Here is a 19360-nt window from a genome sequence, read left to right on the forward strand (position 1 = left end):
GCTTGCGTGCCGGGTTCGCAATGCGACAGTTACGCGACGACACGCGACGAAACACAGGGACCGCACCGAATGAACAATGCCTTTGACGGAGCGACTGTGCTTATTCTTGAGGACGAGGCGATCATCAGCTTCGATCTTGAGCTGACGGCGCAGGATCTGGGCGCTGCCCGCACGGTTTGCGCCTTTTCGCTGCGCGAGGCGCGCGATGCGGTGGATGCGGGGCGTTTCGATATCGCCATTCTGGACGTGAACCTGCCCGACGGCAGTTCCGAAGCGCTGGCGTCCCGGCTGGAGGCGACCGGCACGCTGGTGATCTTTCACACCGGGCACGGCGACCCCGATACGCTTGGCGCGCATTGCCCGTCGGCGGGGTTCGTGGCCAAACCCAGCAGCCCCCAACAGATCGCCGCCGAAGCGGCCCGCCTGCGCGCCGCCGCCACCTGACCGGCGTGGCATTTGCATCGGGCGCAACCATGCCCATATCTTCGCGATAGGGCTGCGTGTCCAATCAAGAGGTGCACCGCGATGGGATACATCAAGACGACGGTTCTGATGGCAGCGATGACCGCGCTGTTCATGGGCGTGGGGTATTTGCTGGGTGGCAGCGGCGGCGCGCTGATCGCGCTGGTGGTGGCGGCGGGGATGAACCTGTTCGCCTGGTGGGGATCGGACCGCATGGTGCTGCGCATGCACAACGCCCGCCCCGTGCCGCACCGCGACCCCGAAGGGCTGTCGGCGCTGGTGGCCGATCTGTCGCAGCGCGCGGGGCTTCCGATGCCTGCGGTTTATGTGATCGACGAGGCGCAGCCCAACGCCTTTGCCACCGGGCGCAGCCCCGCCAATGCCGCCGTGGCCGTGACCACCGGCCTGATGCGCAGCCTCTCTCCCGAGGAACTGGCCGGGGTGATCGCGCATGAGCTGGCACATATCCGCAACCGCGACACGCTTATCATGACCGTCACCGCGACCTTTGCGGGCGCGATCACCATGCTGGCCAACTTCGGCATGTTCTTTGGCGGGCGGCGCGAGGGCGGCATGGGCATCATCGGCACGCTGGCGATGATGATCCTTGCGCCGATGGCGGCGGGGCTGGTGCAGATGGCGATTTCGCGCACCCGCGAATATGCCGCCGACAAGGCAGGGGCCGAGATCTGCGGGCATCCGCTGTGGCTTGCCTCGGCGCTGGCGCGCATTCAGCAGGGTGCGGCGCGGATCGACAACAACGCGGCCGAGGCCAACCCCGCCACGGCCCACATGTTCATCATCAACCCGCTGCACGCCCACGCGCGCGACAGCCTGTTCGCGACCCACCCGGCGACCGAAAACCGCATCGCGGAACTGCGTAAACTGGCCGGAGCGACGGCGCGGCCCGCGCCGCGCCCGGCACGGCAGGTGTCGCGCGGCCCCTGGGGCTGATGGGGGCGGGTCGCAGTCGTATGACGCGGGGCAATTCGCGGTCCGGCCCGGGCGGCGTGGCCCGCGCGCCCGGAGCCGCGACCGGGCGCGGCGCATGTCGCCCTGGGGGCGCTGGGCCGCTGGCATTGGCGGGTAATTCCCGCGCATCCGTTTGGCGGGGCCTGGGCTGTTAAACGATCATTTTTGATATGTTGTCGGCGAATATCGCAGTTTCAATATCATATTTGATCGCATATAATGGGCGCATCATTGCGCCACCCGGATGTTCGCCCCATGCCGCTGCTCGACAATCTGAAGACGGCCGAGGATCTGCGCCAGCAGATCGCCGCCGCCGCGCGGGATCGCCGCCTTGCCCTGAACCTCACGCAAAAGGCGCTGAGCGACCGGTCGGGCGTGTCCATCGCCACTCTGCGCCGGTTCGAGGGCGGCGGCCCCGCCAGCCTGGAAACGGTGCTTGCGCTTGCCGAGGCGCTTGGCGCGCTCGATGGGTTCGGCGCGCTGTTTCCGTTGCCCGAAGCGCAAACGCTGGATGATCTGGACGCGCCCGCCCCCCGCCGGCGTGCAAGCGGGCGGCGGGCGCAATGACGCGGCGGCTGGACGTGCGGCTGGATTTCGCCGACGGCGGCCCCGCGGTGCGTGTTGGCCGGCTTGGGCGCGATCCGGCGACGCGGACGACGGTGCTGGAATGGGATGGCGATTTCGCGCGCGCACCGCTGCCGATCCTGCCCCTGGGGCACCGCCATGACGGGTTGCTGCGCCCCGATGCCACGCGCCGCGCCAGCCTGCCGGGGCTGTTCGAGGACAGCCTGCCCGACGGGTGGGGCCGCCTGTTGCTGGATCGTGAAATGGCCGCGCGGGGCATTTCGCGCGCAACCATCGGCGATCTGGAACGGCTGGCCTTTGTCGGGCGTCACGGCACCGGCGCGCTGTCATACACCCCCGAAACCGGCGATCAGGCCAGCGGGGCCATCGACCTTGGCTGGTTCGAAGACATCATTCCCCGGATCGAAGACGGGGCCAGCGCCGACGATCTGACCCGGCTGCGCGCGATTTCGGGCGGCAGTCAGGGCGCGCGGCCGAAATTCGTGGCGCAGATGAATGCCACCGGGGCCTTGCGCAGCCATCGTGCGCCGCTTGACCCCGGCTGGCGGCAGGTGTTGATCAAGGCGCGCGCCGCGTCCGATCCGCCGGGCAGCATACAGGCCGAACTGGCCTATGGCACCGCGATGCGCCGCGCCGGCATCGAGACCAGCCCCATGGCCCGGATGGATGGCGCGCGCGAGCCCTTCTTTGCCACCGACCGCTTTGACCGGCCCGGCGCGGAACGGCTGCATATGGCGACCGTTGCCGGGCTGCTGGATTGCGGCATGGTGCATGGCGCGGTGGATTACACCGACCTTGTGAAGCTGGCCAAGCACCTGTGCCGCGACGCGCGCGCCGTCGAACAGGTGTTTCGCCGGATGGTGTTCAACGTGCGCGCCTTCAACCGCGACGATCATGTGCGCAACCATGCGTTCCTGATGGGCCGGGCGGGGCAGTGGCGGCTTGCGCCCGCCTATGACGTGTCGTTTTCCGACGGTCCCGGGGGCGAGCATTCCCTGGCCATCGCGGGCGAGGGCAGGGCGCCCGGACGCGCCGCCCTGGCCGAGGTGGCGCGCCTTGCGGGGATCAAGCCGCGCCAGCGCGACGCCATCATTGGCGACATCGACGCGGCGCTGGCCACCTGGCCCGATCTGGCGCGCGATCACGGCGTGCCGAGCGGGCTGGCGCAGCGTATCGGCGCGGCCATCGCGCAGGCGCGCGGCTGGGACTGACTAGCGCCGCTTGCCCGGAGTCTTGCGGATCTTGTTGTTGCGCGGGCCGGTCTCGACCGGCGTGTTGGACCGGTTTTCATCCAGCAGCTTGCGCCAGCGGTCCAGCCGCCCCGCATCGACCGTGCCGTCGGCGATGGCGGCCTGAATCGCGCAGCCCGGTTCGTGGTCATGGGTGCAGTCGTTGAACCGGCAGGCGGGGGCCAGCTCGGCGATCTCGGCGAACACCATGTCCAGCCCGTCCGAGATATTGCTGACGTGCAGCGTGCGCATGCCGGGGGTGTCGATCACCAGACCTCCGCCGCTGATCGGGTGCAGCGAGCGGGCGGTGGTGGTGTGGCGCCCCTTGGCATCGTCTTCGCGGATGGCGCCGGTCGCCTGGGCGTCGTCGCCCTGCTTGTCGGTCAACGTGTTCAGCAGGGTTGACTTGCCCACACCGGACGAGCCGATCAGCGCGACGGTCTGGCCGGGGCCGCACCAGGGGGCAAGTGTCTGCGCCGCCTCCGGCGTCCTGGCGTTGATCTGCACGACCTCCAGCCCACGCTGAAGGGCTGCGGCCTGCGCCACATAGGGCGCGGTATCGCCCGCCTTGTCGATCTTGGTGAGCACGATCAGGGGCCTTGTGGTCGCCTCGTTCGCAAGGGTCAGGTAGCGTTCCAGCCGGGCCGGGTTGAAATCGTCGTTGCAGGAGGTGACGATGAACAGCGTGTCCACATTCGCGGCGATCAGCTGGTCGGGGCGCCCGCCTTCGGTGCGGCGCCGCAGCAGGGTTCGCCGGTCCAGCCGCCGCGACAGCATCTGGGTCGCGGGGTCGACCAGCGCCCAGTCTCCGACGGCGAAGTCGGTGGTCCTGGCGTGGGCGGGCAGGGACAGGCGCACCGCCCCGGTGACCGATTGGGCGGTCAGCCGCGACCGGTGCACGGTGGCGATGCGCATGGGTGCAAGTGCGGAGTCGTCCGGGGCAAGCTGGGCGTCGAAGAACGGCCCCCAGCCGAGGGAGGTCAACACGGGCGAGACGGGGTCTGTTGCATGGTTCACAAAGACCTGAATGGCGAGCCGCGCGTCAGGGCGCAAGGGATTTCCGCGCCCCGCGCACGCTTTGCCGGGCGGGGGCGCATCCGTTTTGCGTCAGGTCGGGGCCCCGCCGGGGGGCGCCCGACAGGCGCGTGATCGGGCGCGTGATCGGGCGCGTGATCGGGCGCGTGATCGGGCGCGATGGCGCGGGCGAAAACGGCGATGTCCTGCGGCGCCCGGTCATCGACCGTCCGACCCCGGTCGCGACAGGGCCATGAACCGCCCCGGGGTCTGTCGGGCCACCCTTGGCTGGGTCGATTGGTTCAACAACCGCCGGCTGCTTGGGCCCATCGGAAACATCCCGCCAGCAGAGGCTGAAGAGAACGTCTATGCACAGCGCGACGTGCTGGATATGGTCGCGCGAATTGAAGCAATAGGTCTCCGACAAACTCGGGGCGGTTCACACAAGACCGACCCCTGTCTTCCGGGCGGACTGCGGGTTGATCGGCTTCATCAGGTCCGGTGCGCCAACACAACCTCTCTGCCGATGCGGCGGGGCGTCTTCCCCTTGGTCATGGACTGGTTCACCCGCAAGGTCCTGGCCTGGCGCATCTCGAACACGCTGGCGGCGGATTTCTGCGTTGAGGCGTTGAACGAGGCGGACCACGGCTTCGGCCGCCCGAGATATTGAACACCGATCAGGGTTCGCAGTTCACGTCCTTTGTTTGGACCGACCGGCTGAAACGGATCGGCACACGGATCGCGATGGACGGAACAGGGCGCTGCCTCGACAACATCTTCATCGAGCGTTTCCGGCGACCCCTGAAGTATAAGTGCGTCTAGCTGCACGCCTGGGAGACCGGTTCACAGGCCAGGGCCGGCGTTGGCCGATGGATCACTTTCTACCATCACCAGCGGCCTCATGCCGCCCATGGCGGACAGCCGTCCGCCGTGGTCTGCTTCAACCAGATCGAAACTGACCAGCAGGGGCAGTACAGTAGCCTGAATCACGCCAGATCCTGTCCAAGAGAGGGGGAGTAGCCTATTTGCCTGGCTATTCTGGTTGGGGTTTTGCAGGAACATCTTGTCGGTGCAACGCAGTCTCAAATCCGTAGCAGCCTTTCCGTCTCTTTGCGCAAGACTGGTAGAGACGCGCTCAAAATACAGTTTGGCATGTTGGTCGCTGATCCCGAGTGATCATCATTGACTGGCGAAAACTCACTAGATTTCGGGAATAATTTATAGAATTTGCGATCCCGGGAGGACACGAACCCGCAACTTCCTGATTGGACGGTCACGGGTCTACGTCCCCAACCACTCGTAAAGCTGGCGGTTTAATTCGCGCTTTTCGTCACGATTGCCAATGTACCATAAGCTTGCACACCGAGATGATTCCGCGACTGCGTGGTGTAAAATTTTCTTATTTATTTCAGATGCTTGCCATGAGGCTCTTTCCCCCCGCAAGGCATAAGCATGCACAGTAGACACATAAGCATGCACGGCTGCGGTCAAAAAAAGGGCCCGCAATGCTTGCCCTGAAACGTTCATACCGGTATTGGCCAGCTGCTATTCGTCCAGCACCATCTCCATGAGTTTGTCGCCGTCGATCATGTCGCGATAACCGGGTGCGGTGAAGGGGCACAGGCCTTGAGGCAGGCGGGAGTTCTGGGCATAGGCCTTGGAGAACATTTTGATTGTGGCGCTCTTCTGGCCATGAAGTTTGCACAAGCCGAAGGCGCGGATCAGCAGCTCGATGACGAGGCCCCACCTGGAAGCGCAGGCAAAATCGAGGCGCTGCAGAAAATCGACGTCGACAAGGTCTTCGACATCGATATCGGCGCGTTCGGCATAGGTGTAGACGAGCTTGTTCAGTTCGATCATGTCCGGATCCCTTGTCGGATCAGCGAACTTGCCCAGGTGGATCTCATCGAAATGGATGTGGGAGAGGAGATGGGCGATCTGCTCTTCAGAGTTCACATGACTGGCCAGAACCGGGACGCCTGACAAGATGAGCATCAGCTGCCATTCCGGTTCCTTCATCAGCGCCTTGAAGCGGTCGAGGAGCTTTGCATTGGAAATTTCGCCAGAAGTAAAGGCGTGCTGACATTCGTCGTAGTAGAGGCCGATGACGCCCTGTTCGCGGCATTGGTGGCGAACCATGTTCCAGAGTTCACCCTGGGTGCGCCGGGGGTTCGCGGGGTAACCGAGAGATTCGAGCGTCTTGTGACCCAGATCCTTCCAAGTGATCGACCCATCCAGCTTGCAGTAGATAATCTTGCCAACCTTCCCGTTGGGCATTTCCGTCATGCTGGCGTTGAATTCCTCTATGAGCCTGACTGTCTCGGAAGTCTTGCCGACCCGGGATTCGCCGGTGACCAGCATGCCGCGCACTTCGAAGTGCCCGCCGATGGCGGCTTTGACGTAGTAGTCGTGCAGGCAGTTTTCGAAAGCTTCGCGGAGCTTTGCCGCGCGCGGAAAGGTATAATGGCCGCGCTGCAGAGCAACCGATGCGTTGACGCGGTTCTGGTCGATGAAACCCATGGGTATCCTTGAATTGCTGGACGTCGTTGAGGTGGCGGTAGTTACGAGAGCTCGCCCTTCTGGGCGGGGCGGCCGAGCCTGACAGGGGGCTCCGAAGGCGGGTTATCTGCCTTGGGCTTCGATTTCGTGGTTGGTATTGCTGGCGTAGAGGTCGGCTTCGCAGGCGCGTGATCGATGAGGCTTGCTCCGCCGAGTGGCAGGATCCCCGGCCCCGAGGTCGCGGTGGCCAGGGTACCTGGGGCGACCGTATCGAGCGGCACGTGCGTGGTGACCAGCCGAGATGCGGCAAACAGGCTCTTGGCCTTCTTGCAGGTTTCGGCCTGAGTGACATAGCTCCTCGGCAAACGCCGCTCGACGCCGATTTTCTTGAGCTGATCATGCCTCTCGAGGCGAACCTTTGCGATCCGGTCTTCGTAGAGTGTTGTCACCTCGGGGTTTTCACGCCGGTAGTGCGTCATCAGCTCCAGGAATTCGGATGCGGTCAGATCGGCGAAGACCGTCGTCTGGAGTGCCAGCCTGTATGTCTTTCGATCACGCGGGATCACTGCGGTCGCAAAGCTCAGATCGTCCGGATCGATATAAACGGTGACCTTGCCCTTGTGGTGTTCGCGGGCGGCCTGGAATTCGTCTGACGCATAGAAGAGGCCTTCAAGCACCCGCACACCCTCATCGTTGGGCTGCAACTTGAATGGCCAGCCCAAGTGGACGCGGCGGAGATCTTCATCCAAAAGACGAAATGTCTCCCTGGTCTCATTCAGTTCTTGATAGACCTCTGCTGGGCGGCGCCCGCTCATACCGACGCCCATATGTTTCAGGGACGGGTACTCGTCGATGAAAAACTTGGTCAGGATTTCATAGAGGAGATCGATGTCAAGGACGCCTGATGCCTTGGCGTCATATCCGGGCAGCTCTCCTGCTTTGCGACCCGTGTAGCCGTGGAGCAGTTTCAGCAAGACGGATTCGGTGGTGCCGAACATGCGCTCGACATAGGGTTTGTCGGCGGAGGCGTGGGTACGCACGTCAGTATTCGCCGATGCGATCCCCATGAGCGCGGACTTGACCTCGGCGTTCCGCAGGCCGGTACCGTTGTCGTTGCGCACCATGCCGAGCCCCATGGCCGGCATCGGATCGCCTTCGCAACCATAGATGCGCCTCTCGCGGGTCTTGTCGCGTGTTGCCATCCGCAGCAGCTGCATCGTGGCTTCCGCTTTGGGCTGGTCGCTGACAACCCAGGCCAACGGCATGCGTGTTGCGACATCGATCATGACAAGGATGCTGAGGCGGCTGCGGATCTCGTCATCCGCCCATTCCATAGCCTTCTTCATATCTTCAGACAGCGTATGCCAATAGCCTTTGGCCTTGGCCGAGGTAATCAGGGACGCCCGACATTCGTCCATCTCGCAGAATTCGCCGATCATGAGCGCCCGCACGTCAGAACTGCCGCGGCCCCGCTTGTTGCGCGCGTGGCGCTCGCCCTTCGTCGCGACCATGTATTCGGTCGGCGTGAGCAGCTCCTTGCGGTGACGAAGAACGGATTGATGGGATGGGACCGGGAGCGTGGGGAGGTCGTTGATCGCCCGCTGCAGGTTTTCCCTGTTGATCAGCGCTGCAAGGTAGCCATGCACGTTCGCCACGGACGGGCCCTTGAGATCCAGGCCGATCTCCTCCCACGCCTCTGTCATGAGTTCTTTCAGACGCAAGGGCAGACGCGGTGTCTCGTTGCCTTTGAGGTGGTCAAGTGTTGCCAGCCCAGCGATGACATCATCACCGTCCTGGAGACCCTGATAGATCCCGTAGTATTTCTTCAGCGTCCGCCCTTTGTAGAGAAACCAGCTCCTCTGTCGACCGCCCTTCAAGGTGGCTGCACCCAGATGCACGCGCTCGCCAAAAAAGGCTTCGACGAGCGGACGCAAGAACTTCCTGTTCGCGGGGTCGTTCAAGGCGCCGATGGAAATCCGGAAGTCCTCATTGCCCTCGACAATGGTCCGGTGCCGATGGAGCTCGTCGATCGCCCTGCATACCGCGTAGTGGAAGCGGCCATAAGTCTGTTGCTCATCGGAGAGTTGGGCCGCGACGCTCAGACCACCCAGCCTGAGCTTGGCACTGCCCTCCGGCAACAGCTGCGAAGGGGCGAAAGTCACGACGCCGGATTTCATCAATTCGACGAAGGACGAAAACCCAAGAATACTCATCTGGCCGCCCATCGGGTCCGCCAGCTCATAGCCTTGCGAACCGACCTTGCGGAGCAGGAGGTCGCGCCCCTGGACGACGATTTCGGTTCCGGCTTCGAAGTTGTAGCGAGGCGCGATCGTCATGACGCAACCTCGATGCGCGACCATTCCGCGACCACATGGTCAAGGTTTGCGGTCAAGGCGCCGCGTGCGATCAGGCGATGGCAAGATTTGAAGACCGTCTTCTGCGGCAAATCGAGCAGCGGAAAAAGATCACGCATCAGCCAGAGCGAACGATGGTTGCAGGCGGTCCAGAGCACGATGTCGTCGATTTCCGGATCGGGTGTCTGGATGGCCTCATGCAGCCGGAACAGGTTCTCCCGTCGCTGCCGCGAATAGCGGCCAGCATCGACGATGATCATGCTGTCTGCAGCGCGCGAGGGTGTCGCCGCTTGGATCGCTTCGATATCGCGCCGCGTCCGAGGCTTTTGCAGGCTGTCGGAGTTGCGAACGAAGATGAGCGTGCGCCGTCCATCCACGAAAGTGGCAAGCAGGTCATGCGTATAGCTGGGACCTTTGCGGTCACCAGGACGCAGATAGACCTTCAGCGGCTGGAATTGCAGATCATAGAGGAGAGGCGAGAGCAGCAGCTCGTGGGCGACGGCGGCCTCGGCCGCGCTTTCAGCGATGCCGACCTCAGGCCGGTAATCATTGGCCGCGGTCCGGTAGGTCATCCACACCCGATGCGAGCTCGAGCTCCGGAAGCCGGGATTGCGAACGCTGGTGAAAGGCAGGACACCGTGGATCCGCCCGAGTTCGATCTTGGACTGCCTGGGCAGCTTCGCCGGCGAATAGTTCCAGCTGTCATGATCAATAGTGTGATCGGCAGACATGACTTCTCCGTTCCCGGAACAGCGTTGCGCCGGGTGCATTTTTGTTTCCTTTCAAGAGGACATGCCACTCTTGCCACGCTCAACCGCTATCGGTAGCGTGACAGATGTGATGATGCGGCAGTACCTCTGCTTCTTGGGCGAAATTCCGTCCTGCCCCACCCGGTAGTGCTTGGGTGGGCCATGCGCTCATTTTCCGCGAAGTCGGCGAAAATCCCAATTGAAAACGGGTCGCCAAGCCTTCATGAATGTGGAAAACTCATGTAAACATCTGATTCATAAAGATAATCTGGGCCGACCTAGTCAATGGAGCATCGGCCGGCCCTGTTGGTCCGAGCCCAGCTCCAGCATCCGTTTGACAGTCCGGATGTTGATCTGATGGCCTGCCTCGAACGCCTCAGCCAGCGCGGTCGTGATGGCCGCGGTGATGATCGGGGAAAGCTGCCGCTTCGCGGCCTCGCGCAGGACGAGGTCATTGATCTGCCCCTGCGTGGGAGAGGGCACGCTGACGACGCGGATCCGTGACAAAAGCGGTTCCGGCAGGCCACGCAAGCTATTCGAGGTAAAGACCCAGTTGATGAACGACATGTCGAACTGGTTCTGGAAATAGGGGCAGGTCCACCGGCTTGCCGTCAGGTCTTCGAGCAGCGGCAGGAGGGCATTGGGAAGACTGAAAGCCCGTCCCTTGTCGGATTTGGGCGTGCCGGATTTTTCTATTTCGTCAATAATGACAAGGGGATTTGCAACCTGCCGCATCAGCATCAGCATCAGGCTCACGAGCCGACCGGGGCCGGCGTTTGCCCAGCCGCGTTGGCTTCCTACGAGCCCGAAGCTGGCATTCTCGCCAGTGGCATCCAGGGTCATATCCGGCGTTCCCAGCAGCTGCGCAAGACGCCTTGCCCAGGCGCTTTTGCCAATGCCCGGCGGGCCATCGAGAAGAATTGGCGCAAATCGGGCGCCAGGGCTGCCACTTGAACGATTATGATGAAGGCTGCGCCAAATATGGGTTGTCGCTTCCGAGACCCAGGGAAACTCGGCATGAAGTGCTGCTGCGATCTCGTCGACATGATGCGCAGAGCGCAGGTCGAAGATTTCGGCGCCATCGCGACAGCCCTGCAGCATGGCACGGTCTTCTCGCGACAGGCGCGTTGGCTCGACTTCCTTCAGATGGTGGCGGTGGATCTTCTGCGCCCATCGCCGGATCCGGATCTCGAGCGCTTTCGGGAGCTCATTCTGCGCGTAGCGCCATAGTTCGTTGTGGGCAGCGCGCTCGTCCTGGGGGATGCCATCGGAAATCTGCCGCTTGTCCTGCAAGGCGGTGTAGAATTCCTTGAGACGCTTGATGATGGCGGCCTCGTCGAGTGCCGGATCGGGCTGTTTGCTCGGGATGAAGCGGATTTTGGGCATGGATGGGGGCTTTCGTCATAGCTCCGCCAGCCGCCATGATGGCGGACATGCGGGCAGAGCCTCGGATTGGAGGGAAGGCTGAATTCGCTATGCGTCGAACATCTCTCTGAGCCGGAGGCTGGCCGGCCAGGAAGAATTCAGTGTCAGCTAAGGGTATGTGGCGAAGGTATCATCGGGCACTCGCAGAGGACAGACATGGGAAGGACGCACCATTCCATTGGGAGTGGACGATTACTCGGCGAGCCCATGCCATAGCGCCCGAACCACCGCAAGTGATTCTAATGTTATGATATTATTGCGAAAAAGTGGATTTGGTTTTTCGCAAAAGCGAGGCCGGCTGACTGGTAGGTGTCCTGGGCGGCGCCCGCACTTCGCCAAGAGCATGAGCCATGCGGCCCGCCAATTTTTATTGCCGCGCTACTGCAAACTTGACCGAGGCTGTAGGTCCCGTAGCGGCCGTTCGGCATGGCGCCCATGAATGATTGATCAGCGATGCCATTGATACCTCGCCTGGCCAGACAGGAAGAACCTTCACGATTGCTCACCTTGCAGCCTGAGTGGCGCACCGCAGCACTGACAGACCGGGCGCTTCGCCTTCAACTCCTCGAGGAGATGCAGCGGCGCACTTTCCACAAACCTCTTAACCCGTTCAGGGTCGACATGGGCCCGGACGCTACCCGAAGGCGTCTGAACAAATCATGGTCGCCTTCATCCAGTAAGCGAAATCGGGGGCGCCTCTACGTAGGCACACCTCGCCAACAATTCGAGGTCAGAGACCCTAGTAGGCCCGGCAAGGGTTCTGCAGTCAGCCCACCTCATGAACTAGGGTCAGGATTCACAACCAATAGATGACGACCGCAGCGAGGGCGATGGCTGAAAGGAACACCTTTGGGCATTGATCGTAGCGCGTGGCGACGCGCCTCCAATCCTTCAGTCTGCCGAACATGATCTCGATGCGGTTTCGCCGTTTGTAGCGACGCTTGTCGTATTTGACCGCCTTCTTGCGTTTCTTCCGACCAGGGATGCAGGCGCGTATCCCCTTGTCCTGCAATGCTTCTCTGAACCAGTCAGCGTCATAGCCACGATCCGCGAGAATCCATTTGACGTTTGGCAAGCCGCTGAGCAGCGCGCGTGCGCCGATATAATCGCTCACTTGTCCGGCGGTGACGAACAGATCGATTGGCCTGCCCTGGCTGTCGCAGATGGCGTGTAGTTTGGTATTCATGCCACCCTTGGTGCGACCAATCAGGCGACCACGCCCCCCTTTTTGGCGGCCATGCTGGTCGCCGTTCGGTGCGCCTTCAGGTATGTCGCATCGATCATCACTGTCGTCTTCTCGCCGTGTTCCGCCGCCAGCCCGACCATCATCCGCGCAAAAATCCCTTTTTCGCTCCACCGCTTCCACCGGCTGTAGAGCGTTTTGTGAGGGCCATAGGCGGCAGGGGCATCGCGCCACCGCAAGCCATTGCGATTGATGAAGATAATCCCACTCAGCACGCGTCTGTCATCGACCCGAGGCTTACCATGGGACTTGGGGAAGAAAGGCGTCAGACGGGCCATTTGCGCGTCGGTCAGCCAGAAGAGATCGCTCATGTCACTGCTCCGTTTTCCGAGCCGTGAATCACGCTGCGCGACCAAAATCAATGCATCCTGACCCTAGGGAACATCCACCCACTGGAAGGTTGTTGTTCCCTTAAACGCACTTGGAGGTGACGATGGCCTATTCCCGCTTTTTCCTGATGATTGCCGTGTCTACGGTCCTGATGTTCGGGTTGATGTACCTGAACACGTATCTGATCAGCCATATCTTCTGGTCAGAAACACGCGCCTATATGGCCATCGTCATGGGGGCGGTTATGGCCTTCGTCATGCTGACCTTCATGCTCGGCATGTACAAGAACCGCACGCTCAATATCGCGATATTCGCGGGCTCCATCATCGTTTTCGCAGGGGCGCTCTGGCTGGTGCGCAGCCAGGTGACGGTGCAGGACCGGGCTTACATGCGGGCGATGATCCCGCACCATTCAATCGCCATCATGACGTCGTCCCGTGCGGAAATCACCGATCCCAGGGTACGCACTTTGGCCGATGACATCATCTACGCCCAGGATAAGGAAATCGCGGAAATGCGCTATCTGATCGCGGATATATCGGCGAATGGAGAGGCAACACCTGCCGGGGAGGAACCGGCTGCCGAGCTGAAACCCGCTCAGGACGCCCTGTCCAGCGAGGTCGTTTCCATGGTCGATCCGGAGTTCCTGACGCAGGCAGATATCGCCCAGGTCTTCCCGGATGGGGCCGCGTGCAGCTTCACCTACACTGAAACGAGCCCGCCCGTGTTCGTGTCGGGGAGCGACACTGCTCTGGTCAAGATCAGCGGGGATCTTGTCCAGCTTGAGGGCGGCGGAGAAAGCTTCGCGGCTGACCCGATCACGATTGAGGTGCGCGACACGGAAGATGATGGCCTTCAGGACTTTGTCATCAGCGCGGGTCCCGACTACGAGGCCGGTTTCCGCGGCCAGTACCGCTGCGCGAATTGAGGAAGATGATCATGCCAAAGGATACCACGAAAACCGCCGTTCTCTACCGCATGGTCATGCCCGAGCACACATGCCCCTTTGGTCTGAAATCCAAAGATTTGCTGGAGCGCAAGGGCTACGTCGTCGAAGATCACCACCTGAAGACCAAGGACGAGACCGAGGCCTTCAAGCGCGAGCATGACGTCAAGACCACGCCGCAGACCTTCATCGACGGGGAACGGATTGGAGGTCATGACGATCTCCGCATTTTCCTCGGGATCGACCCACCCAAGGAAGAACAGAGCGACACGACGTATCGACCTGTCATCGCGATCTTTTCGGTCTGTGCCCTGCTGGCGCTCGGGCTGGCGTGGCATCAGTACGGGACGATCCTGACCTGGCAGAGCTTCCAGTGGTTCATCTCGCTGTCCATGACCGTGCTTGCGATCCAGAAGCTTCAGGACGTCGAGCAGTTCTCGACCATGTTCCTGAATTACGACCTGCTGGCGAAACGCTGGGTGCCCTACGGCAAGGTCTATCCCTACGGCGAGGCACTGGCTGGCATCCTGATGACTGCAGGCGTCCTGACATGGATTTCCGCGCCCGTTGCACTGGTCATCGGGACCATCGGAGCGGTCAGCGTGTTCAAGGCCGTCTACATCGACAAGCGTGAATTGAAATGTGCCTGCGTCGGCGGGAACTCCAACGTGCCGCTCGGCTTCATTTCCCTGACCGAGAACCTGATGATGATCGTGATGGGGCTCTGGATGGGCCTGCGCGCGCTCGGGGTATAAGATGATAAACGGGGGCGTCGTCGTGACGCCCCGGTTTTTAGCCGACCTGCCCATCGTGATTATGGCTTAGCCGACGTGCTCCGGCGCGACCGTTGACGTGAAGGTGGCGGTGACCAGCAGGATCACGAGGAAGGCCGCGACCTCCCACCGGATCGACGCCCTCAGCGGGCCGGCGTTTCCGGTCTCGGCCAGGGCCGGGGTCAGCCGAAGCTTGTTCAACCCGGCGAGGCCGAGAAGCAGGGCCACGACCGCCAGCTTCAGCGTCAGGAACTGCCCCCAGGGTTGGGTCAGGACTGCGATCGGATCGCCCGCCAGGATCACCAGGATCACGACGCCTGCTGCAACAAGCAGCCCGACCATGACAAGCGCCGCCTGACCGAACCGTTCGACAGTGCGCACGGTTGCCTCGTTGCCGCGCTCTGCCATGTCATAGAGCGGATAGAAGCCCCCGATCCAGAAGCTCGCGGCAAGGATGTGGATGACGAAAAGCGTCGAAAGCGCCAACCTCGGATCTCCGGTTGCATGTCCACGCAGCGCGAAACTGATGGCGACAAGAACAACACCAAGGGCCGCCACAGGTCGTGTCCAACTGCGATTGATCGCGATGGTCGCGATGCCGAGCAGGCCAAGAATGTCGGCCTCAACCGACAGCCCAAGTGGGCTGAATAGGGCGATCTGGAGCATCATCGGATCAAGCGCGCCGCCGAAGCCCCCGTAGAAGAAAGCCGCCCGCAGCGGAATGTTCAGCGCGCTGAACACAATCCCAACGACGGCTGACCATGCTGCAAGCCGCCTGAGGCGACGGCCTGCAGCGGCATCCAGCTCCGTCAGGAGCCAGAGATTGATGACGGAGCCCGCCGCAAGCAGGACACTGACGTACATCCCCGCCTTGACGAGGATCGAGGCGATCTGCACCGGCTCCAGTGCGGCAAGAACTCCGCCCATGATCAGTTCGCGACCTTGAACGCGAAGCTGCCATTCATCGGGTGGCCGTCCGGCGACATGCCGCGCCAGTCGACCTTATAATTTCCCGGTGCGAGCTTGGGCAGCTTGCCTTCCCAGGTTTTCACGGACTCATTCGCAGCAGGACCGTTAATCTTGTAGGTCTTACCGTCCGGCGCTTTCATCGTGACCGTAGTGATCTGCATCGGGTCTTTGAACATCAGGTGAATAACCTTGGTGTTTGCGCCGATGGTCTGGCCGTTGCTCGGCATGGTCATCATGCCCTTGCCATGTGCCGATGCAGCGCCTGCGCTCAGCGCGAGGCCGACCGACAAAGCGGCGGCAGTGAGTATGGTACGCAGTTTCATTGGGGTGCTCCCTTGGTTGGTTCAGGTTGAAAAGTTGCGCCCCTGCGGATGTGCATCGCTTTTCAAAAGCAGATACCGAGAGGGGCGCAGGAAAATCAGAACATGAAGTTGATGCCGACCACGCCGGTCAGTTCGTCGAGCTCATCGCCATGATCGCGCAGGATGTCGGCTGTTCCGCCAAAGGCGCGTTCGTAGTTCACGCCGATATAAGGAGAGACGCTGCGACCGATCAGGTCGTAGCTCAGACGCAGCCCCAGCTCGACAGAGCCGCCGCCTGCCACGATTTCGCGCTCGGGATCATCCGCCAGCGGCAGGCTGGCTTCGATGGACGGTGTCAGGATCAGCCGGTTGGTCAGCAGGCCTTCATACTCCACCTCCGCCCCGAGGTAGGGGTATTCGGAAACGTAGAGCGCCGCTTCGACTTCGAACCATTGCGGCGCGAGGCCGGTGACGCCGAAAGCGCCATAGTAACGCTCGGGCGCGCCGTCCGGCGTGGAGGCGGCGATCCCGATGAAGCCATCGAAGAAATCGGTAATCGGCTTCTGGAGGCGGATCTGGTTGTCCATCTCTTCGAAATCGCCACCTTCGATCTTCGCGCCTTCGCTCTTCCAGACGAGCCGCAGCTCGTCATTGCCCGTCCAGGCCTCGAACCCCCAAGCAAAGGAGTTTTCTTCATCGCCCATCCGGTATTCGAGCTTGTCGATCCGCACGCCCCAGACTGTCGGGGAAACGCCCACCTCGGCCATCGCGACTGAGGTGAAAGTCAGCGCAAGCGGAAGCCCGAGGGCCGTTCCAAGCAGCAGTTTTTTCATGTGATTGGTTTCCTTGGAATACGCGCCCATCAGGACGGGCCGCCTTCGACGATGACCTTGCGAAACATGCCGCCGGCCATGTGGTAGGAGAGGTGGCAATGGAAGGCCCACTGGCCGGGAGCGTCGACTTCGGTCTCGGTGTAGAGCGTCGTGCCGGGTGCGACGCTGACCGTATGCTTCACGGGATCGTGTGCCCCTTTGCCAGTGTCGATGATCGTCCACATCCCGTGCAGGTGCATCGGATGCGCCATCATAGTCTCGTTCACGAACTTGAAGCGGACGCGCTCGCCATACTTCAGGCGGATCGGGTCGGCATCCTCGTATTTGACGCCGTCGATGGACCAGATGTAGCGTTCCATGTTGCCGGTGAGCCGGATCTCGATCTCGCGGGTGGCAGGGCGATCACGGTAGAGCGGTTTGCGCGCCGCGAGGTCTTCGTAGCCAAGGAACTTACCGCCATTGGCCGCCGTCGGGATCAGCCCGCTGCCCGGCACATAGAAGGCAGCGCCCGGTGCGCCTTCAGAAGGAACGACGGGCATGCCAGCGGACATGTCCATGCCGCCCATGTCCATTCCCGAATGATCCATCCCGGACATCATGCCGCCCATGTCTGCCATGGTCAGCAGCGGCTGAGGTCGCATCTTGTAGTAGGGGCCGACCATGCCTGCGGACGGTGCCAGCGTGCCCCGCACCATCGCGGTGCGGCCCGCACTTTCGCCGATGATCGAATAGGCTTTGGCCTCGCGCGGCTGGACGATCACGTCATAGGTTTCCGCGACGGCGATGCGCAGCTCGTTTACCACGACCGGCTTCACGTCATTGCCGTCGGCCTGCACCACCGTCATTTTCAGACCGGGCACGCGCACGTCGAAATAGGTCGTCGCGGAAGAGTTTATCAGGCGCAGGCGCACCTTCTCGCCGGGCTTGAAGATGCCGGTCCAGTTCTGCTGGGTGCTGGCCCCGTTGATCAGTGGCGTGAATCCCTGAACATCCTCGATGTCCGTGGGCATCATGCGCATGGCCCCCCACATCTTCCGATCCTGAAGGGCGGCTTTCAAGCCCTCGGCACCCGCGTCTTCGATCAGGTCCTGCGCCGTGCGTTGCGCGCGGTTGTAGTAGTCTGCCGAGGCTTTCAGGTTGCGGAAGATACGCGATCCGCTGTGCGGATGCTTGTCCGTGAACTGCACCACGTGGTCGCGGTCCGTCGGCACGGCCTCGCCGCCCTTCGGAGAGATCACGATGGCACCATAGGCACCGTCAGGCTCCTGGAAACCCGAATGGCTGTGGAACCAGTAGGTGCCGGCCTGTTCGATCGGAAAGCGGTAGGTGAAGGTCTCGCCCGGCTTGATGCCGTTAAAACTGATGCCCGGCACGCCGTCCTGCTGGAACGGCAGGATCAGGCCATGCCAGTGGATGGACGTGCTTTCGCGCAGGTTGTTCTTCACGCGGATGACGACGTCTTCGCCTTCCTGGAAGTGCAGGATGGTCGGGGTCTGGCTGCCATTGTAGCCAATGCCGTTCTTCTTGAAGGTTCCGGTGTCGATCCGGACCTTGTCGACGGTGATGTCATAGGTGCCAGCCTGCGCGGGCAGGCCGAGGGCAAGCCCCAGCACTACGGCGAGAGGCCGCAGGAGATTCATGTGTTTCATCTGTTTTCCGTGAGCGCGGACCAAAAAGATGGCCTCGCAAAGAGGAGATCACTGCCGAGCAGTGAAGGGAGGGAGAAGGATCATCTGGGCCAGAGGATCGAACCTGAAGAAGACCGCAAATGATCGGATTGCCGGACGTAGCCGCTCGGGCACGCCGCAATCAACGCCGTACAGGCGCGCTCAGGCCAGAGGAGGCCGAAGGAAGGAGAGAAGAACGGACTGCAGAGCAATGCTCGGTTCGGCTGGATTCAGGTCCGCGATCCGGAAATCTGTGTGCAGGTCGACAGCAGACGTATTGCCATACTGATCTGTGCAAGCAACGCTGGCACAATGAAGCAGTCCCATTGGCTTGGGCTGCTGCTCAGTCTCGAAGGCAGTGTCGACCATCTGATCCTGAAGAACGGATATTTCGTCACTATGCACATGCTGAACCGCAGGCTCTGCACAATGTTCGGCCATCGGCATCACATGCGCAAATGCACTCGTCACAACGAGCTGCAATGCAATAAGAACGATGAAGACCCGACCGAGCACACAGTTTCCTTTAGTCCACCGACGATAAACACTTCCGGGGGGTCAGTCGTCAAGTCGGAAAGAGCCTTCCAGTTGCTGGAAGCTCACGACTTCGTGGGAAGCAACGTGTTAAGATCGGCATCCGCTATTTGTGCATTGCTGCCGCTGCTCGTGACGAACGATGCATTTACAGCGAACGGCAGTAAAGTTTCGCAGTCTGTGAGTTCGCCCCTCGCAGATTTTGCAGTTGCAGCGAATGGCCACTCTGACGCGCCGCACCGCGGCGTGACCGAGGATGGGTGAACGGCCGCTCAGGGCCGTCAGCGTCCGCAGGCCTGGCGGACCAGGGCGAGGGGCTTGCCGCGCCGCCGCAGGTCCGCTTCGAGCCCAAAGTGACCGGTTTCGCGCGGGGGCTTCGCTGCAGGTGCATTCGTCCGGTCGCAGCCCTTCACGACATTCGTGGCCCGCGCGCGGCGTCAGACCGGGCTCCACACCACCGGCGGAGAACCGTCA

18 protein-coding genes and 1 pseudogene are annotated in these 19360 nt (G+C 62.0%); 8 read left to right on the forward strand and 11 right to left on the reverse strand.

Annotated features, from left to right (window positions below):
• Positions 1-69 precede the first annotated feature (69 nt).
• The 4 genes from ATI53_RS12220 (at position 70) to ATI53_RS12235 (ending at position 3230) form a co-directional block, all read left to right on the forward strand.
• Positions 70-444, forward strand: a complete 375-nt coding sequence (locus ATI53_RS12220; RefSeq protein WP_009504667.1) for a response regulator — start codon at positions 70-72, stop codon at positions 442-444.
• An 81-nt stretch (positions 445-525) separates the two neighbouring features.
• The gene (htpX, locus tag ATI53_RS12225; RefSeq protein WP_111550502.1) at positions 526-1416 is read left to right on the forward strand and encodes a zinc metalloprotease HtpX; all 891 of its coding nucleotides are present in this window, start codon (positions 526-528) and stop codon (positions 1414-1416) included.
• Positions 1417-1689: 273 nt separating this feature from the next.
• On the forward strand, positions 1690-2001 hold the full coding sequence (locus tag ATI53_RS12230; protein ID WP_111550503.1) for a helix-turn-helix domain-containing protein: 312 nt from the start codon (positions 1690-1692) through the stop codon (positions 1999-2001).
• The gene (locus tag ATI53_RS12235; RefSeq protein ID WP_111550504.1) at positions 1998-3230 is read left to right on the forward strand and encodes a type II toxin-antitoxin system HipA family toxin; all 1233 of its coding nucleotides are present in this window, start codon (positions 1998-2000) and stop codon (positions 3228-3230) included. The genes ATI53_RS12230 and ATI53_RS12235 overlap by 4 nt, the downstream gene beginning before the upstream one ends.
• Here the strand turns inward: ATI53_RS12235 and rsgA are convergent, their stop codons facing one another.
• Positions 3231-4301 carry a ribosome small subunit-dependent GTPase A gene (gene rsgA / locus ATI53_RS12240; RefSeq protein ID WP_009506500.1) on the reverse strand — a complete coding sequence of 357 codons (1071 nt, stop codon included), beginning with the start codon at positions 4299-4301 and terminating at the stop codon, positions 3231-3233. It lies immediately after the preceding gene.
• 238 nt (positions 4302-4539) lie between these two features.
• Here rsgA and ATI53_RS24380 point away from each other — a divergent pair.
• A pseudogene (locus ATI53_RS24380) lies at positions 4540-4662 on the forward strand (IS3 family transposase); the annotation flags it as partial.
• A gap of 443 nt (positions 4663-5105) precedes the next feature.
• Here ATI53_RS24380 and ATI53_RS23275 read toward each other — a convergent pair.
• The 6 genes from ATI53_RS23275 to ATI53_RS12275 all read right to left on the reverse strand — a co-directional run bounded on the left by ATI53_RS23275 (position 5106) and on the right by ATI53_RS12275 (position 12843).
• Positions 5106-5252 (reverse strand): hypothetical protein, encoded by a 147-nt coding sequence (locus ATI53_RS23275; protein WP_170134567.1) that lies wholly within the window; start codon positions 5250-5252, stop codon positions 5106-5108.
• A gap of 555 nt (positions 5253-5807) precedes the next feature.
• The gene (locus ATI53_RS12255; RefSeq protein ID WP_111550507.1) at positions 5808-6782 is read right to left on the reverse strand and encodes an AAA family ATPase; all 975 of its coding nucleotides are present in this window, start codon (positions 6780-6782) and stop codon (positions 5808-5810) included.
• Between the two features lie 41 nt (positions 6783-6823).
• On the reverse strand, positions 6824-9097 hold the full coding sequence (locus ATI53_RS12260) for a TnsB C-terminal domain-containing protein (RefSeq protein ID WP_111550508.1): 2274 nt from the start codon (positions 9095-9097) through the stop codon (positions 6824-6826).
• On the reverse strand, positions 9094-9846 hold the full coding sequence (locus ATI53_RS12265) for a PDDEXK family nuclease (RefSeq protein ID WP_111550530.1): 753 nt from the start codon (positions 9844-9846) through the stop codon (positions 9094-9096). The genes ATI53_RS12260 and ATI53_RS12265 overlap by 4 nt, the downstream gene beginning before the upstream one ends.
• A gap of 300 nt (positions 9847-10146) precedes the next feature.
• Positions 10147-11250 (reverse strand): AAA family ATPase, encoded by a 1104-nt coding sequence (locus ATI53_RS12270; protein ID WP_111550509.1) that lies wholly within the window; start codon positions 11248-11250, stop codon positions 10147-10149.
• Positions 11251-12085: 835 nt separating this feature from the next.
• Positions 12086-12843 (reverse strand): IS5 family transposase gene (locus ATI53_RS12275; RefSeq protein WP_111550510.1). Its coding sequence is split into 2 segments (ribosomal slippage): positions 12086-12519 and positions 12519-12843, totalling 759 coding nucleotides; the frame shifts between segments, so codons are not numbered across the junction.
• Positions 12844-12965: 122 nt separating this feature from the next.
• On the opposite strand from ATI53_RS12275, the gene ATI53_RS12280 reads away from it, so the two are divergent.
• Together ATI53_RS12280 and ATI53_RS12285 are read left to right on the forward strand one after the other, a co-directional pair.
• Entirely contained in the window at positions 12966-13790 is an 825-nt protein-coding gene (locus ATI53_RS12280) for a DUF6692 family protein (protein WP_205912143.1), read from the forward strand.
• Positions 13791-13801: 11 nt separating this feature from the next.
• Positions 13802-14563, forward strand: coding sequence for a glutaredoxin family protein (locus ATI53_RS12285; protein WP_190325582.1), 762 nt, complete (start codon positions 13802-13804; stop codon positions 14561-14563).
• Between the two features lie 66 nt (positions 14564-14629).
• Here ATI53_RS12285 and ATI53_RS12290 read toward each other — a convergent pair whose 3' ends face one another.
• The 4 genes from ATI53_RS12290 to ATI53_RS12305 all read right to left on the reverse strand — a co-directional run bounded on the left by ATI53_RS12290 (position 14630) and on the right by ATI53_RS12305 (position 18334).
• A complete protein-coding gene (locus tag ATI53_RS12290; protein ID WP_223865937.1) occupies positions 14630-15478 on the reverse strand; it encodes a CopD family protein in 849 nt (282 codons plus the stop codon).
• 32 nt (positions 15479-15510) lie between these two features.
• Positions 15511-15873, reverse strand: coding sequence for a copper resistance CopC family protein (locus tag ATI53_RS12295; protein WP_111550512.1), 363 nt, complete (start codon positions 15871-15873; stop codon positions 15511-15513).
• Between the two features lie 95 nt (positions 15874-15968).
• Complete coding sequence (locus ATI53_RS12300) at positions 15969-16685, reverse strand: copper resistance protein B (protein ID WP_223865936.1); 717 nt, start codon at positions 16683-16685, stop codon at positions 15969-15971.
• A 29-nt stretch (positions 16686-16714) separates the two neighbouring features.
• A complete protein-coding gene (locus ATI53_RS12305) occupies positions 16715-18334 on the reverse strand; it encodes a multicopper oxidase domain-containing protein (RefSeq protein WP_205912142.1) in 1620 nt (539 codons plus the stop codon).
• A 273-nt stretch (positions 18335-18607) separates the two neighbouring features.
• Between ATI53_RS12305 and ATI53_RS23280 the strand changes: the two genes are divergently transcribed.
• A complete protein-coding gene (locus ATI53_RS23280) occupies positions 18608-19150 on the forward strand; it encodes a hypothetical protein (RefSeq protein WP_170134568.1) in 543 nt (180 codons plus the stop codon).
• Positions 19151-19360 lie beyond the last annotated feature (210 nt).

It is taken from the genome of Salipiger aestuarii (assembly GCF_003259905.1).
GTDB classification, from domain to species: domain Bacteria; phylum Pseudomonadota; class Alphaproteobacteria; order Rhodobacterales; family Rhodobacteraceae; genus Salipiger; species Salipiger aestuarii.